The organism is Burkholderia sp. NLJ2, from assembly GCF_049487195.1.
Lineage (GTDB): Bacteria > Pseudomonadota > Gammaproteobacteria > Burkholderiales > Burkholderiaceae > Burkholderia > Burkholderia pyrrocinia.
Genome location: NZ_CP137810.1, coordinates 2,772,344 through 2,787,524 on the forward strand (window position 1 = coordinate 2,772,344; position 15,181 = coordinate 2,787,524).

At 67.7% G+C, this 15,181-nt stretch carries 13 protein-coding genes; 7 read left to right on the plus strand and 6 right to left on the minus strand.

Translation table 11 applies throughout. From position 1 onward, the window contains the following. The first annotated feature begins 9 nt into the window (after positions 1-9). A complete protein-coding gene (locus tag R9B84_RS34925; RefSeq protein WP_423761926.1) occupies positions 10-1,206 on the plus strand; it encodes a serine hydrolase domain-containing protein in 1,197 nt (398 codons plus the stop codon). A 14-nt stretch (positions 1,207-1,220) separates the two neighbouring features. After that, positions 1,221-2,489: a serine hydrolase domain-containing protein gene (locus R9B84_RS34930; RefSeq protein WP_423761927.1), complete on the plus strand. Its 1,269-nt coding sequence runs from the start codon at positions 1,221-1,223 to the stop codon at positions 2,487-2,489. Between the two features lie 127 nt (positions 2,490-2,616). On the opposite strand, the gene R9B84_RS34935 is transcribed toward R9B84_RS34930, so the two are convergent. Continuing rightward, positions 2,617-3,975, minus strand: a complete 1,359-nt coding sequence (locus tag R9B84_RS34935; protein WP_423761928.1) for an aspartate aminotransferase family protein — start codon at positions 3,973-3,975, stop codon at positions 2,617-2,619. 434 nt (positions 3,976-4,409) lie between these two features. On the opposite strand from R9B84_RS34935, the gene R9B84_RS34940 reads away from it, so the two are divergent. Then, positions 4,410-6,410, plus strand: coding sequence for a glycoside hydrolase family 28 protein (locus R9B84_RS34940; RefSeq protein WP_423761929.1), 2,001 nt, complete (start codon positions 4,410-4,412; stop codon positions 6,408-6,410). Positions 6,411-6,558: 148 nt separating this feature from the next. On the opposite strand, the gene R9B84_RS34945 is transcribed toward R9B84_RS34940, so the two are convergent. After that, entirely contained in the window at positions 6,559-7,068 is a 510-nt protein-coding gene (locus R9B84_RS34945; protein ID WP_423761930.1) for a GNAT family N-acetyltransferase, read from the minus strand. A gap of 425 nt (positions 7,069-7,493) precedes the next feature. Next, entirely contained in the window at positions 7,494-8,126 is a 633-nt protein-coding gene (locus tag R9B84_RS34950; protein ID WP_423761931.1) for a glycine zipper 2TM domain-containing protein, read from the minus strand. Positions 8,127-8,665: 539 nt separating this feature from the next. Here R9B84_RS34950 and R9B84_RS34955 point away from each other — a divergent pair. From R9B84_RS34955 to R9B84_RS34965, 3 genes are all read left to right on the plus strand, one after another. Next, positions 8,666-9,865, plus strand: a complete 1,200-nt coding sequence (locus R9B84_RS34955) for an amidohydrolase family protein (protein ID WP_423761932.1) — start codon at positions 8,666-8,668, stop codon at positions 9,863-9,865. Between the two features lie 69 nt (positions 9,866-9,934). Continuing rightward, on the plus strand, positions 9,935-11,119 hold the full coding sequence (locus tag R9B84_RS34960; protein WP_423761933.1) for an amidohydrolase family protein: 1,185 nt from the start codon (positions 9,935-9,937) through the stop codon (positions 11,117-11,119). Between the two features lie 57 nt (positions 11,120-11,176). After that, complete coding sequence (locus R9B84_RS34965) at positions 11,177-11,650, plus strand: nuclear transport factor 2 family protein (RefSeq protein WP_423761934.1); 474 nt, start codon at positions 11,177-11,179, stop codon at positions 11,648-11,650. Between the two features lie 55 nt (positions 11,651-11,705). On the opposite strand, the gene R9B84_RS34970 is transcribed toward R9B84_RS34965, so the two are convergent. The 3 genes from R9B84_RS34970 to R9B84_RS34980 form a co-directional block, all read right to left on the minus strand. Then, entirely contained in the window at positions 11,706-12,566 is an 861-nt protein-coding gene (locus tag R9B84_RS34970) for a LysR family transcriptional regulator (RefSeq protein ID WP_423761935.1), read from the minus strand. Positions 12,567-12,730: 164 nt separating this feature from the next. Beyond that, positions 12,731-13,420 carry a nucleotidyl transferase AbiEii/AbiGii toxin family protein gene (locus tag R9B84_RS34975; protein WP_423761936.1) on the minus strand — a complete coding sequence of 230 codons (690 nt, stop codon included), beginning with the start codon at positions 13,418-13,420 and terminating at the stop codon, positions 12,731-12,733. Then, positions 13,417-13,896 (minus strand): helix-turn-helix domain-containing protein, encoded by a 480-nt coding sequence (locus R9B84_RS34980; protein ID WP_423761937.1) that lies wholly within the window; start codon positions 13,894-13,896, stop codon positions 13,417-13,419. Before R9B84_RS34980 ends, R9B84_RS34975 begins: the two co-directional genes overlap by 4 nt. Positions 13,897-14,367: 471 nt before the next feature. Between R9B84_RS34980 and R9B84_RS34985 the strand changes: the two genes are divergently transcribed. After that, a complete protein-coding gene (locus tag R9B84_RS34985) occupies positions 14,368-15,168 on the plus strand; it encodes an ABC transporter substrate-binding protein (protein WP_423761938.1) in 801 nt (266 codons plus the stop codon). Positions 15,169-15,181: the final 13 nt, after the last annotated feature.

Genomic DNA, 15,181 nt, shown 5'->3' on the forward strand with positions numbered 1-15,181 from the left:
GGAGCAAGGATGAGCGTTCCCCATGCAATGCGCGGCATCGCGGCCGCCGCGATCGTCGCCGGTTCGTGCGGCGGCCCGGCACTGGCGGCCGGCGGCGCGCCGCAGGACATGCCGAGCGTCGTGCCCGAATCGGTCGGCGTCGATTCGGCGCCGCTCGTGCGGATGTCGGCCTGGCTGCGCCACGACCGGATGGACGTGCGCAGCCTCGTCGTCGTGAAGGACGGCAAGATCGTGTTCGAGCGCTACGGCGACGGCCTCACGCGCGACAACAACTACGAGCTGTACTCGGTGACGAAGACGGTGACCGCGTTGCTCGCCGGCATCCTCGACGGCGAAGGCAAGCTCGGCCCGTCGACGAAGGTCGCGCCGCTGATCGCGGCCGCGCGGCCCGATCTCGCGAGCGAACTCGCGGACAAGCAGGACATCGAGCTGCGGCACCTGATGTCGATGTCGAGCGGGCTGCGCTACACGACGCGCGAAGGCATCGATCCGCTCTACTACGATGCGCCCGACCGGCTGCGCGTCGCGGTGACGAGCCGCGCGGCGCAGCCGCCCGGCACGCATTTCGACTACATCGACGTGAACCCGGTGCTGGTCGGCACGGCCGTGTCGATCGCCGCGCGCGAGCGGGAGGACGAATTCGCGCGCAAGCGGCTGTTCGAACCGCTCGGCTTCGCGCATTACCGCTGGAGCGGCGCCGACGGCACGGGCGCGGTGGCCGGCGGCTGGGGCCTGAGGTTGCGTGCCGTCGACATGGCGAAGCTCGGCATGCTGCTGCTCGACCGCGGCCAGTGGAACGGCAAGCAGGTGGTGCCGGCCGGCTGGGTCGGGCAGATGACCGCACCGTCGCCGGCCGCGGCCGATTACGGTTACTACTGCTGGATCAGCCACGTGGTCGAGCACGGCACGCCGGAATTCGGTGCGATGGGCTTCAAGGGGCAGTTCATCACGGTGCTGCCCGCGCAGCGCGCGGTGGTCGTGATGACGAGCCTGCTGCCGACCGACGGCGGCCTGCGCGATGCGACCTACCTGAACCTCTATCGCCGGATGGTCAACGACTACATCCTGCCCGCGCTCACGCCGGCACAGCCGCCGGTCGAGCGCGCGGACACGACGCAGGCGCTGCGCGACGAGCTGGCGCGCAGCCGGCAGACGAAGGGCGTGCCCGGCACGGCCGCCGCGTTCAACGACGCGCCGGAAATTTGATGAGGATTGCAAACATGATCGCCAGCCGGGCCGCGCGGCCCGATGCGTGCGGGCCCGCGTCGCGCGCGGCGCCTCTGGTTCGCCGGCTGCTCGCGCGGCTCGCGACGTTGCTGATCGGTGGCGGCGCGCTTGCGCCCGCGCTATCGGCGGCGCAGGCGGCCGACGCGCTGCCGCTGCTGCACGAAACGGGCATCGAGGCCGCCACGCCTGAGGATGTCGGCGTCGATTCGCGCAAGCTCGTCGACCTGTCGCGCTGGATCCGCGAACAGAAGCTCGACGTGTACAGCCTGCTCGTCGTGAAGGACGGCAAGCTGATCTTCGAGCGCTACGGCGCGAACGCGTCGCGCGACGCGACCTACGAGCTGTATTCGGTCACGAAGGCCGTGACGTCGCTCGTCGCGGGCATCCTGGTCGACCGCGGCGCCGTGCATCCCGACGCCCCGGTGGCCGCGCGGCTCGCCGCGTGGCGGCCCGATCTCGCCGGCGCGCTCGCCGACAAGCGCAATATCGCGCTGAAACACGTGCTGTCGATGTCGAGCGGCCTGCACTACGACTTCAGCCCGAAGGACGATCCGATCTACTACACCGCGCCGGACCGGCTGAAGCTTGCCGCTTCGGCGGCGCCGAAGGCCGCGCCCGGCACCGCGTTCGAGTACACCGACGTCAACCCGATCCTCGCATCGGCAATCTTGAGCGCGGCCGCCGGCGAGCCGGTCGAGCGCTATGCGCAGACGCATCTGTTCGGCCCGCTGGACATGAAGCGCGCCGCCTGGGAGCGCGCCGACCGCACGGGGCTCGTGTCGGCCGGCTGGGGCTTGCGGCTGCGCGCGATCGACATGGCGAAGATCGGCATGCTCGTGCTCGACGGCGGCCGCTGGCAGGGGCGGCAGGTCGTCCCGCAAGCGTGGGTCGCGCAGATGACGACGCCGCGCGTGTCGCCGCATTTCGGCTACTACTGGTGGATCAACAACATCGTCGAGAGCGAACCCGAGTTCGACGCGATGGGCTTCAAGGGGCAATTCATCACGGTGCTGCCGAAGCGCAATGCGGTGGTCGTGATGACGGGCGTGCTGCCGGTGGAAGGCGGCTTGCGCGACGCGGAGAACGTGAAGCTGTTCCGCCGGATGGTGAACGGCTACATCCTGCCGGCGCTCGACGGCGGGGCTTCCGTGCAGGCGTCCGGTGGCGAAGCGCATGCGGCGCTCACGCGCGAGCTTGAGTCGAGCGCGCGTGCCGAAAGCGTGCCCGGCGCGCAGGTCGATCCGACGGATCGGCCGAAGTAGCGCGTTAAGCCGGCAGGCGCGCCGGATGCGGGATGTCGCTCATCGCTCATCGCTCGCCGTGATGCATGACGCATCGGGCATGCGTCCGGCTCGCGCGTACTGGCGAGCCGGACGCGGTTGCATCACGTCACACCAGCTCGCTTAGGCACGCGTCGAACTGCGCGACGAGTTTGTCGACATCGTCGCTCGTCGTCTGCGGGCACACGAGCATCATGTTGTGGAACGGCGTGATTAGCACGCCGCGATTCAGCAGGTACAGGTGCACGATGTGTTCTAGCTCGCTGTCGAGTTGCGCGCCGGCGAGCGTGCCGTTGCGCGGCGGCTCGGGCGCGAACTGGAATTCGGTGCGCGCGCCGATGCGCGTCACGCACCATGGCAGCCCGTGTTTCGCGATTGCCTGTTCGAGTCCGGCGGCCAGCCGCGCGGCGAGTTCGAACATGTGCGCATACGCGGCGTCGGTTGCGACTTCGGCCAGCGTCGCGCGCATCGCATGCATCGCGAGCATGTTCGCGGTGAGCGTCGTGCCGATGCCCGAATGGCCGGGCGGCGCGTTCAGCTTCGCCTGTTTCGCGCGTTCCGCGAATTCCGCGCTGAAGCCGTACACCGCGCACGGTACGCCGCCTGCGATCGGCTTGCCGACCACCAGCATGTCCGGTTCGAGATCGTGCGCGACCGCGTAGCCGCCCGGGCCGCTGCTGATCGTGTGCGTTTCGTCGATCACGAGCAGCGTGCCGTAGCGGCGCGTCAGTTCGCGCGCCGCATCCCAGAAGCCCGGGTCGGGCAGCACCATCCCGATGTTCGTCATCGCGGGCTCGGCGAGCACGCATGCGACATCGCCGTTCCTCAGCGCCGCTTCGAGCGCGTCCAGGTCGTTGAATTCGACGACGCGCGTGTTCGCGAGCAGGTCGTACGACTGCCCGAGCAGGCTGTCGCGCTGCACGGGGCGGCCGTCGACGAGATCGACGAACACGTCGTCGACCGTGCCGTGATAGCAGCCGTTGAACACGACGATCGTGTTGCGGCCGGTGGCCGCGCGCGCCCAGCGCAGCACGAAGCGGTTCGCGTCGCTCGCGCTCAGCGCGAACTGCCAGACCGGCAGCCGGAAGCGGCGCGCGAGCTCGCGCGACACCCACGCGGCGTCCTCGCTCGGCAGCATCGTCGTGTAGCCGCGCGTGGCCTGCTCGACGAGCGCGCGGGCGACCGGTTCGGGCGCATGGCCGAACATCGCGCCGGTATCGCCGAGGCAGAAATCCACGTAGCGATGGCCGTCGACGTCCGTGAACGTCGCGCCGCGCGCTTCCTTCACGACCAGCGAGAACGGCGTCGACCAGTCCTGCATCCAGTGCAACGGCACGCCGAACAGCAGGTGCTCGGACGCTTCCGCGGACAGCGCGCGGGACGCCGGCATGGCTTCGGTGAACGCACGGCGCTCGCGATCGAACAATGCGCGGGCGCGGATGAGGTCGACTCCGTGACGGGAAGGCAAGTGGGGCTCCGGGGCTGTGAAGATGGGGAAACGATAGCGCGGGCAGCGGGGAGCTGAACAGGGGCGGAATTACCGACGCGGGTCGGCGGCGGACGGGTGCCGATGTTCGAACCGGCCGTGTCGACAGGACGCGAGCCGGCGGCGGGAGCGGTCGCGGCGGATGGCGAGTCGGGACGCTGCCCCGGCGAGCGTCGTTGCCCTGGATATTTCAGTTGAAGTTTGTGCGCATAAATGTACGACAACATATCTCTAAAAAAGCATTCGTTGATGTGAGTGTGCGCACACATTCGACGAATTGATTCAGTAAAAACAGGGTAAACGACAAATACGTGTCTGGCTTCGATCGCATTTAGACTGCTCGATGTAGTACGACGACGTATAAATAACGATCCGCCGCCGGGCGCGTCGATACCCCATACACTGAAGGAGTGCCCATGGCCGCAAACAGCCGCCGTTCGTCTTCGTCTGTCCGAGCGCCATCGTCGAAGCCGGTGTCGCGCCGCGCATTCATCGGCTGGACCGGCGCACTCGCCGGCGGCGCCGTGCTCGGCGGACCGCTCGCGGCAACCCGGGCGTTTGCGGGAGGCCACATGTCCAATGCGTCGGCCGTCGATCTCGTCTGGGGCGAGCATGGCGCGGCGGCGCGCATCGCCGCGTCGCTCGCGCACGTGTCGCGGCTTGCACTGCGCGGGCGCGACTTCGACGTGACGCACTACGGCGCGCGCCCGTGCGCGACGGTCGCGCAGACGTCGCCGTACACGAACGTCGCGAAATCGCCGGTGAGCCCGGGTTCCGAACTGACGACCGCGCCTGGCGCGTTCGATTCGCGCCCGGCGTTTCTCGCGGCGATCGATGCGTGCCGCCGCGAAGGCGGCGGGCGCGTGGTCGTGCCGTCCGGCAACTGGTACTGCGCGGGGCCGATCGTGTTGCAGAGCAACGTGACCTTCCACCTGAGCGCGAACTGCACGATCTACTTCAGCCCGAACCCGGCCGACTACGCGAAGGATGGCCCGGTCGATTGCGGCACGAATGGCCGGCTGTACTACAGCCGCTGGCAGGCGAACGATTGCCTGAACTACGGCGCACCCGTCTACGCGCGCAACGCGACGAATATCGCGCTGACGGGCGAGGGCCCGACGTCGGTGCTCAACGGGCAGGCGATGACGCCGTTCTCCGGCAGCGGGGCCGGCAGCGTCTGCTGGTGGACGTTCAAGGGTTCGTCGGGTGCGTACGGCGCAGCCGCGGGGGTGCCGAGCCAGGCGTATGCGAATCCGAACAACGTCGACCTGCGGATCGTCGCGCCCGCGATTCCCGACGCGCTCTACGCGCTGCTCACGTCGCCGGTCACGCCATGGCAGCAGGACCAGAACTACCTGCCCGCGCTATCCGAGGCCGGCGTGCCGGTCGAGAAGCGCATCTTCGGCCTCGGCCACTATCTGCGGCCATGCATGGTCGAATTCATCGGCTGCACGAACGTGCTGATGGCGAATTACCAGACGCAGAACACGCCGTTCTGGCAGCACCATCCGACCGGGAGCCGCCATGTCGTGATTCGCGGCGTGACGACGAACAGCATCGGCCCGAACAACGACGGCTTCGATCCGGACGCGTGCACCGACGTGCTGTGCGAGGACTGCACGTTCAACACCGGCGACGATTGCATCGCGATCAAGTCCGGCAAGGATCGCGACACCGAATACGGGCCGGCAAAGCGGCACCTGATCCGCAACTGCACGATGAACAGCGGGCATGGCGGCATCACGCTCGGCAGCGAGATGGGCGGCGGCGTCGAGCAGATCTATGCGACGAACCTGTCGATGCTGAACGCGAACTGGCAGACCAACCCGCTGAACATCGCGATTCGCGTGAAGACCAACATGAATCGCGGCGGCTACGTGAAGGACTTCCACGTGAAGGGCGTCACGCTGCCGAACGGCGTGACGCTGAAGGGCGGCGGCTACGGCAGCGCGTTGCTCGCGGGCAGCCCGGTCAATGCGAGCGTGCCGCTCGGCGTCGTCACGCCGTCGGCCGGCAACCCGTCGGCCGCGCAGGGCGGCATCGTCACGTTCGACTGCGATTACCAGCCGGCGAACGATGCGGTGCGCACGCGCGCGCCGGTCGTGCAGAACGTGACGATCTCGGACGTGAAAGCGAGCAACGTGACGCTGAACGGCGTGACCGCGTCGTGCTTCCAGGCGATCGTCGCGCAGGGGCCGGTCGCGTTCGACTACAACGGCACGCCGCCTGTGCCGGCCGTGCAGCCGATTTCCGGCGTGACGATCAGCAACTGCGACTTCGGCACGCCGGTCGCGTCGGGCACGCCGACGGTCACGTCGCCGGGGCCGATCTACGCGTTCAACGTGAACGCGCTGACGCTGACGAACGTGACGATCGCCGGGCAGATCGTCAACACGACGATCACCGACAGGCGATGATGGTGCGAGCGAGCGGGTGCGCGTGCGTGCGCCGGTCGATGCGCGTGCGTGACGCACAGTTGCCCGCGCTCGAAAGCGAGCGCAGATTGCGAGCGGTGCGGCGTATCAGCGTTCGCGCTGCGCTGCTTGTCCCCGCCGCTTCGCCGCGTTACGCCAGCGTCTTGACCATGTAGTGTTCGTCATAGAACCGCCCGTCGACGAACAGCGAGCGCGGTTCGGTGCCGAACCGGACGAACCCCTGCGACGCATACAGCCGCTCCGCGGTGCCGTTGACTTCGTTCACGCACAGCATCAGTTGCGTGCACTGCCACGCGTGCGCCGCATGCGCGGTCGCTCTTTCGAGCAGCACTTGCGCGATGCCGCGCCCGCGATACGCGGGATCGACGAACACGCCCCAGATCGTCGCCTTGTGCGCGATCTTCACGCGCGCATCGCGGCGCACGCCGGTGATGCCGACGAGTGTGTCGCCGTCGAACGCGCCGAACACGGCGCGCTCGTGAGTCGGCGTGATGCGCGTCGCGAATTCGTCGACGGGCACCTGCGATTCTTCGTCGAGTGTCGGCAGGAAGGAGGTAGGCGCGGTGTCGACCGCACGCAGGCGGAGGGTCTGGAAACGGGCGGCGTCGGCCGCGTCGAGCAGGCGGGTCGTGATCGTCATCGAGGGGCGTTCCGGTTGGGGGCTGTGCATGCCGGCGCGTGCTGCTGCGGCCGCGGGATGCATCGTGCCTATGCTAATCGGAATCCGGATGGCACGTGGCGGCGTTCGATGTGCCGTGCATCCCGGCCGCGCCTTGGTCGTCAGATCGCGTCGCGCGGTCGACGCGCATCGCGCTCGGTGCGGAGCGCGTGTGACTGCGACGCGGTCGGTTCGTGCAGGCGAGCGGTGGAACGGCAGTGCGATGCGTCGCGCTGGAGGCTGACGCGAAGGTGCAGGGACTGCGGAAGTACCGGCGGCGCGTCATGCGCGCCGCGCTGGCACGAAGGATGAGGATGACGTGAAGCACGCGCGCCATCGCGCCGAACCGTCACACGACATCAAACGCGCGAGGTGCGCCCGCTCAGGTCAGGCACACCGAATCGGCATCAATACCGCGACAACTGATTGCCGTTGATCTGCACGCGGTCGCCCGGCCGCAGGTTGCCCGGCGACTGCACGTCGAACGAACGCGTCGAGCCGTCGCTGACCTGCACGTCGATCCGGTAGCTGCTCGGCGCTTGCGCCGCACCCATCTGCTGGCCGATCTGGTTGCCCGCGACCGCGCCGCCGAGCGCACCGATCACGGTGGCCGCTTCGCGGCCGTGACCGCGACCGACCTGGTTGCCGAGCACGCCGCCGATCAGTGCGCCGACGACGGTGCCGGCGACGCCCGACGGGCCGACCGAGCCGTTGACCGGCTGGATGTTCGCGACTGTGCCGTACTGCGTGCCGTAGCCGTTGCCGTACTGGTTGCCGTATTGCTGTTGCTGATTGCCGTACTGGTCATACGGCTGCGACCCGTATTGCGGCTGGTTGCCGTATTGATCGTACGGTTGCTGCTGTACGTAGCCCGGTTGCGAATACGCGGGCTGCGCGTAGCCGGGCGTCGCGTATTGCTGCTGCGGATAGCCCGGCTGCGCGCCGTAATAACCCGGCGCGACGCAGGCGGTCAGCGGAAGCGCCGCCACGGCGACGAGCGAGGCGAACAGAACGGTCTTCGTGGAAGGCATGCGCATCATGATGGTTCCTGCATCGGCAACGTGTTCGCCGACGGATTCCCGGACGGGTGGCGAACTCGGCGTGAGTATAAGGAATGGCCGAATGCGTGTCCGGTGCGGCCGGGTAACAACGTGTAAAGTCTGTTGCCGCGCAAATCGCCGGTCGGGCGGGGCGCTGAAGCGAGGGCCGGCAAGGGCGCCGGCGCCCGTTCGGCAGCTTCGATGACGCGCATCGATAGCGGTCCGGCGGCGTGTCTTCCGAGGCGGTCGGCGTGTCGATTCCGGCGCCTGAAACCTCGGCTTCCGCGACGTCGCCCGACGGGCCATTGGCATGCGGGCCGTCGCCGACGAGATCGGACCCCGCTGCCGCACCTCGCCGGCTTGGCGTTTGCGCCGCACATCGCGAAATCGAATGCGCGGCATCGCGACATTTAATTGGCCTCGGGCGGCGGCGTCCGATATCGTGGCCGGATTCCCTGCCAACGGTCGCGCCGCGCCGGCTGCGGTTCCTTCCCCTGTCCGCGCCGGTGTCGCGCAGCGACTGCCCCACCTTCCGAGCCATGACCGATCGTATCTTCATCAATGCCGTCGACGCCGGCGGCCAACCCATCAACCTCGTCGTCCGTGACGGCCGCTTCATCGCGATCGGCGCCGATTGCGCTGCTGCGCCCGGCACGGAGACGATCGACCTCGACGGCCGCGTCGTGCTGCCCGGCTTCGTCGATGGCCACATCCACCTCGACAAGAGTTTCGTCGGCGATCGCTGGGTGCCGCACGAACCGGTCGGCTCGCTGCGCGAGCGGCTCGCGGTCGAGAAGCGCCAGCTCGCGGCCGCGCCGCCGATCGTCGAGCGCGCGAACGCGCTGATCGCGCAGGCCGCCGCATTCGGCACGGTCGCGATGCGCAGCCACGTCGACGTCGATGCGACGACTGGCCTGTCGAACCTGCAGGCCGTGATGGCCGCGCGCGAGCAATGGCGCGGGATCGTCGACATCGAACTCGTCGCGTTTCCGCAGGCCGGCGTCGTGTCGTGCCCGGGCACCGCCGACATTCTGGACGCGGCAGTACGCGAAGGCGCGGACGTGGTCGGCGGGATCGACCCGACGACGCTCGACGGCGATGCGGACGGCCAGCTCGACATCGTGTTCGGCATCGCCGAGAAGCGCGGCGCGAAGCTCGACATCCACCTGCACGAACCGGGCGAAACCGGCATCGCGCAACTGCTGCGGATCGCGGCGCGCACGCGCGCGGCGGGGCTCGGCGGGCGTGTGAACGTGAGCCATGCGTATGCGCTCGGCGAAGTCGGCTACGACAACGTTCAACGCACGGCGGTGGCGCTGGCCGAAGCCGGCGTGTCGATCCTGACGAACGCGCCGGGCGACTGCGCGTTTCCGCCGGTGCGGCGGTTGCGCGACGCGGGCGTGCACGTGTTCGCGGGCAACGACAACATCCGCGACGCGTGGTGGCCGTACGGCAACGGCGACATGCTGCAGCGCGCGATGATGGTCGGCTATCGGTCGGGCTTCTACACCGACGAAGCGCTCGGCATCGCGCTCGACATGGCGACGCACGCCGGCGCGTGCGCGATCGGCAAGGAGAACTACGGAATCGCGGTCGGCTGCGACGCGACGTTCGTCGCGGTGCGCGCGCCGAATGCGGCGGCGGCCGTCGCGGGCGTGCCGGCCGAACGCTGGGTGTTCCGCCGCGGCGAAAGCGATACGGGCGCGCCGTTCGCCCCGTCGCTGCACTTCACGCGCTGACCGACCTGACCGCGGGCACCGCGCACGCGCCGTGCCCGCTTCGCACTGACCGACCACACCGGAACCGACATGACGAACCTGCTGATCCGCAATGTCCGCACGAGCGCCGACGCTGCGCTCGACATCCTCATCGAAGACGATCGCATCGCGCGCGTCGGCCCGTCGCTCGACGCGCCTGCCGGCTGCGCGATCGAGGACGGCGCGGGCGCGCTCGCGCTGCCTGGCCTCGTCGAAGGCCACACACACCTCGACAAGACGCACTGGGGGATGCCGTGGTATCGCAACCAGGTCGGGCCGCGCCTCGTCGACCGCATCGAGAACGAACGGCACTATCGCGCGACGAGCGGCCATGACGCGGGCGCCGCATCGCTCGCGCTCGCACGCGCGTTCCTCGCAGCCGGCACGACGCGCATCCGCACGCACGTCGACGTCGATACCGAAGCCGGGTTGCGGCACCTGCACGGCGTGCTCGCCACGCGCGAGACGCTGCGCGGGCAGGTTGAAATCCAGATCGTCGCGTTTCCGCAATCGGGCGTGCTCAAGCGGCCGGGTACCGACGCGCTGCTGTCCGACGCGCTCGGCGCCGGCGCCGATCTGCTCGGCGGGCTCGACCCGTGCGCGATCGAAGGCGATCCGGTCGAGGCGGTGGACGTGCTGTTCGCGATCGCCGAGCGCCACGGCCGCGGGCTCGACATCCACCTGCACGAACGCGCGTCGATGGGCGCGTACTCGCTCGATCTGATCCTGCAGCGCACGGCCGCGCACGGCATGCACGGGAAGGTCACGATCAGCCACGGGTTCTGTCTCGGCGATATCGCCGAACGCGAGCGTGATGCGCTGCTCGCGCGGATGGCCGAACTCGGCGTCGCGATCGTCACGACCGCGCCGGCGGCGGTGCCCGTGCCGCCGGTGGCCGCGTGCCGCGCGGCGGGCGTGACCGTCATCGGCGGCAACGATGGCGTGCGCGACACGTGGACGCCGTACGGTTCGCCCGACATGCTCGAACGCGCGATGCTGATCGGCATGCGCAACGATTTCCGCCGCGACGATGCGCTCGAAGTCGCGCTCGACTGCGTGACGCACAGCGGCGCGCGCGGTTGCGGTTTCGCCGACTACGGGCTGCAGCCGGGCAGCCGCGCGGACGTCGTGCTCGTCGATGCGCTGACGTTCGCCGAGGCGGTCGTCGCGCGGCCGGTGCGGCGTCTCGTTGTGTCGTCGGGGAAGATCGTCGCGCGCAACGGCGCGCTGGTCTGAGCGCCGTGTCGTCCCCGGTATGATCCGGTTTTCAGCCGGATTTTCCGGGAGACGACGATGCGACGCACGACAGCGGCACGGGCCGCACGATGGATGGCGGCGGCCCTGTTCGCCGTGACCGCCGCGCATGCGGTGGCGGCCGGCCCGAACGACGCGCAGCAGGAAGCCAATCGGCGGACGGTGCTCGCCTTCTACGAAAAAGGCCTGAACGAGAAAGACGCGGATGCCGCGCTCGCGTATGTCGGCGAGCGCTACGTGCAGCACAACCCGAATGCAGCCGACGGCCGCGACGGCTTCCGCAAGTTCGTCGCGTTCCTGCGCGACAAGTATCCGCAGTCGCACAGCGAGATCAAACGCTCGTTCGTCGACGGCGACTACGTGATCCTGCACGTGCACGCGGTGCGCGAACCCGGCACGCGCGGCAGTGCGATCGTGGACATCTTCCGGCTGGAGAACGGCAAGATCGTCGAGCACTGGGACGTCAACCAGCCGGTGCCCGAGCAGGCCGCGAACGGGAACACGATGTTCTGAGTGATCCGGGGTGGACAGCTCCTTTCTTTCTTCCTGAACGAACCCCGCCGCTCGACTATTCCTCGTGCTCCAGCATCGCCGCGAGCGTCTTCGTCAGCGCGCTGACCATCGGATCGGCCGTCGGCCGATGCAGGATCGCGATGTCCATGTGCTCGATCGGCGCGAAACCCTGCTTCGCGGTCAGCACGGTGTGCTCGTCCGTCACCACGCGCGCGGGTAGCACGCTGATGCCGAGCCCGTCGGCGACGGCGGCCTGGATGCCGCTCAGGCTCGACGTCGTGAAGCTGATCCGCCAGCGGCGGCCGCGCTCCTCGATCGCCTTGATCATGTCGTCGCGATAGAGCCCGCGCGGCGGAAACACGACGATCGGCACCGGGTCGAGATCGATCGACGGATGCTTCGCGCTGTCGATCCAGCGCAGCTTCTCGGGCCAGCGCACGACGGCCTCGCGGCTGTCGCGCCGCTGCTTGATCAATACGAGGTCGAGCTCGCCGCGATCGTATGCGGCGCTGATGTCGCGGCTCAGCCCGCACATCACTTCGAGCTTGACCTGCGGATGCTCGCGATTGAACGCGGCGAGCGCATGGGTCGTGCGGCCCGCCGCGAAATCGTCCGGCACGCCGAGCCGGATCGTCAGTGCGACCGTCGCGCCCGACAGCGCTTCCAGCATCTCGTCGTTCAGCGCGAGCATGCGCCGCGCATAGCTGAGCACCGTCACGCCCGCGTCGGTCGGCCGCACGTCGCGCGTGCCGCGGTCGAGCAGCCGATGTCCGGCGATTTCCTCGAGCCGGCGCACCTTCTGGCTGACCGTCGATTGCGTCGAGTGCAGACGCGCGGAGGCCGTCGTGAAGCTGCCGCAGTCGGCGACCATCACGAGGGCGCGCAGCAGGTCGAGGTCGAACAGGGGTCTATTCATTTCTGCACTTTTTCGGATTCGAACATTTCATTTCCAAATGCGTGCGACGATTTTTAACATGGCCGGGCGCTACGGGCAATCGCGGTTTCGCCGGACCTGGCGCGGCGTTGCGCGGGCGCGGGTATGCGGCGATCGAGCGGGTGCTGGTGGGGGCGCGGTAGGTTTCAGCGGGGGCGCGACTTGCGTTCGGGGGGGCTACCGGGAAGCTGCCCGAGAAACGCGTCGGCCAGTTTCACGCAGTAGTCGAACGACGGCGTGTAGCCGAGTGTCCGGATGTCGTCGAAGCGCGGCTGTACGAAGGTACGATGCTCTTTGAGCAGGCGCAAAAACGTATCGCGATGCCGAACGAGAAATGCACCGGCATCCATCAGGCTCTCCGGTTCCCGCTCGATGACCAGACACAGATCGAACAGGTCCCGCGCGGTCGGGCGATCGCCACGGTGCCACATTTTCTTGGCGACGATTTCCGCGGAAGTCTCGACCTTGACGACGTGATCCATCAGCATCCATTCGTCGTAACCGGGCGACATTAGATTTCGGGAGACCACGAAGTCAATTTCGCCGTCGGGCAGCACCAGTTTCACGAAACCGGCGTGTTCCTCGTAGTCCGCCGTGATGTCGGATGCGGCGTCGCTGATGCGGGGATTCACGTACCCGAGATACTGCGGGTCGGGTACGAAGATGTCGACGTCCTTGCTGACGCGATGGCCGTGGCGCAGCATGAGAACCGTGCCGCCGCCGAACGTCCAGAACGGATTCGACTTGCCGTGTTTTCGTATCTCGTCGACCAGTGTCAGCGCGTGACGGAAAAGGCCCTGCCACGGGCCGTCGGGTAACGCGGATGGTGCGGTCATGTCCATACCTCCCGATACAGATGGAGATCCTTCGACCATGCGGCAAGGTTTTTCCAGATAGTCCGAAGCGGTGTGCCCGAGCGCTCCGCAGCTTCCTCTGCCGCCTTCACGACGACAGGCAGCGGCACCTCGTCGAGGATGACGGAGAATTGCGATTCGTATCCTTCCGGAATGTGTCCGGTGGTCAACGCATCGGCCAGCAGTCGTTCGGTCAATTCGCCCTTGTAGCTGACGTTCGCGCTCACGACGGCCTTGTAGAGACCATTTTGCGCCTGCCGCGGGAGTGCCAGGAGTTCGATGCCGAGCACGCTGAGCAACGGGATCAGCTTGTTGATGCCGAGATTCTTGACCTTGCCGGCTTCGAGCTGGTTCACGGTGAGGCGGGACAATCCGGCGAGCCTCGCAAGCTGGGCCTGCGTGAGGTCGAGCTCCGACCTTCGTTTTGCAACGGCCTGGCCGATTTCATAGAGCTGCATGCCGACCTCCCGACGCTGCTTAAGCGATCTTGAATGTAAGTTATATCTTACATCTCAAGGCAAGTTTTCGTCTCTGAGAATCTTCAGCCCGGTATAGGTCGCATCATCAATACAGCCAAAACCGTATCGGACAAGACTTCGCGTTGCACGCCTGTATAGACATCGCCATCCTGCCGATATCGGTAGAAGCACGCTCTGTGGCAGGCATGCGTCGCACAGGGTAAACACCCGAAACCCCCGAAAAACAGCCAGAATTCAAGCCCTAATCCTTCCTTCCCGCCTCCGCTCGGCCTCAATCCCCCTCACCCCCGTTTCCGTCGCTTGCGCTCAGAAATTGAGCGGTCTAGACTGCATCGCAGTTTCATCGAAGTCCCCGTCTTTCGCGCACCGCGCCGCGCCGGCATCACGGCACGGCGCCATCCACCGGACGCCGGCGGTCGCCCGCCGCGTCGAGACCTTCAAGGACCCGCCATGAACCGCACTGCAAAGCTCCTCGTTACCGCGCTGGCGTTCGCGCCGCTCGTATCGTTCGCGCAGGACACGTCGACGATTCGCTGGGGCATCGATCCCACGTATCCGCCGTTCGAGGCGAAGCAGCCCGACGGCTCGCTCGCCGGTTTCGACATCGACCTGCGCAATGCGATCTGCGAGGAACTGCGTGCGAAGTGCGTGTGGGTCGAGCAGGGCTTCGACGGGATGATTCCGGCGCTGCGCGCGCGCAAGTTCGACGTAATCATGTCCGCGATGACGGCCACCGACGAGCGGCTCAAGCAGATCGACTTCTCGAACAAGCTGTATGCGTCGCCGGGCGCGCTCGTCGCGCCGGTCGGCTCGAAGCTGCTGCCGACCGCGACGTCGCTCGCGGGCAAGCGCATCGGAATCGACCAGGGCACGACGCAGGAGGCGTACGCGAAGGCCGAATGGGCGACCAAGGGCGTGACGATCGTCTCGTACCAGAACCAGGACCAGGTCTACCAGGATCTCGTCAACGGCCGCCTCGACGCGACCTTCCAGGACAAGACGCAGGCCGGTTACTCGTTCCTGAAGACGCCGCGCGGCAAGGGCTACGCGTTCGCGGGCCCCGACGTGACCGACGCGCGGATCACCGGCTACGGCGTCGCGATGGGGCTGCGCAAGGGCGACGCCGACATGAAGAAGCGGCTGAACGACGCGATCGTCGCGATTCGCGCGAACGGCACGTACCAGAAGATCGCCGCGAAATACTTCGACTTCGACATCTACGGCGCGAAGCAGTTGACCGCCGCACCGTGACCCCGTGATTCAT

Coding starts and splice junctions, on each gene's coding strand:
- R9B84_RS34985 (WP_423761938.1), top strand. CDS start 14,368: ATGAACCGCACTGCAAAGCTCCTCGTTACCGCGCTGGCGTTCGCGCCG.
- R9B84_RS34965 (WP_423761934.1), top strand. CDS start 11,177: ATGCGACGCACGACAGCGGCACGGGCCGCACGATGGATGGCGGCGGCC.
- R9B84_RS34975 (WP_423761936.1), bottom strand. CDS start 13,420: ATGACCGCACCATCCGCGTTACCCGACGGCCCGTGGCAGGGCCTTTTC.
- R9B84_RS34950 (WP_423761931.1), bottom strand. CDS start 8,126: ATGATGCGCATGCCTTCCACGAAGACCGTTCTGTTCGCCTCGCTCGTC.
- R9B84_RS34960 (WP_423761933.1), top strand. CDS start 9,935: ATGACGAACCTGCTGATCCGCAATGTCCGCACGAGCGCCGACGCTGCG.
- R9B84_RS34930 (WP_423761927.1), top strand. CDS start 1,221: ATGATCGCCAGCCGGGCCGCGCGGCCCGATGCGTGCGGGCCCGCGTCG.
- R9B84_RS34940 (WP_423761929.1), top strand. CDS start 4,410: ATGGCCGCAAACAGCCGCCGTTCGTCTTCGTCTGTCCGAGCGCCATCG.
- R9B84_RS34945 (WP_423761930.1), bottom strand. CDS start 7,068: ATGACGATCACGACCCGCCTGCTCGACGCGGCCGACGCCGCCCGTTTC.
- R9B84_RS34970 (WP_423761935.1), bottom strand. CDS start 12,566: ATGAATAGACCCCTGTTCGACCTCGACCTGCTGCGCGCCCTCGTGATG.
- R9B84_RS34955 (WP_423761932.1), top strand. CDS start 8,666: ATGACCGATCGTATCTTCATCAATGCCGTCGACGCCGGCGGCCAACCC.
- R9B84_RS34980 (WP_423761937.1), bottom strand. CDS start 13,896: ATGCAGCTCTATGAAATCGGCCAGGCCGTTGCAAAACGAAGGTCGGAG.
- R9B84_RS34925 (WP_423761926.1), top strand. CDS start 10: ATGAGCGTTCCCCATGCAATGCGCGGCATCGCGGCCGCCGCGATCGTC.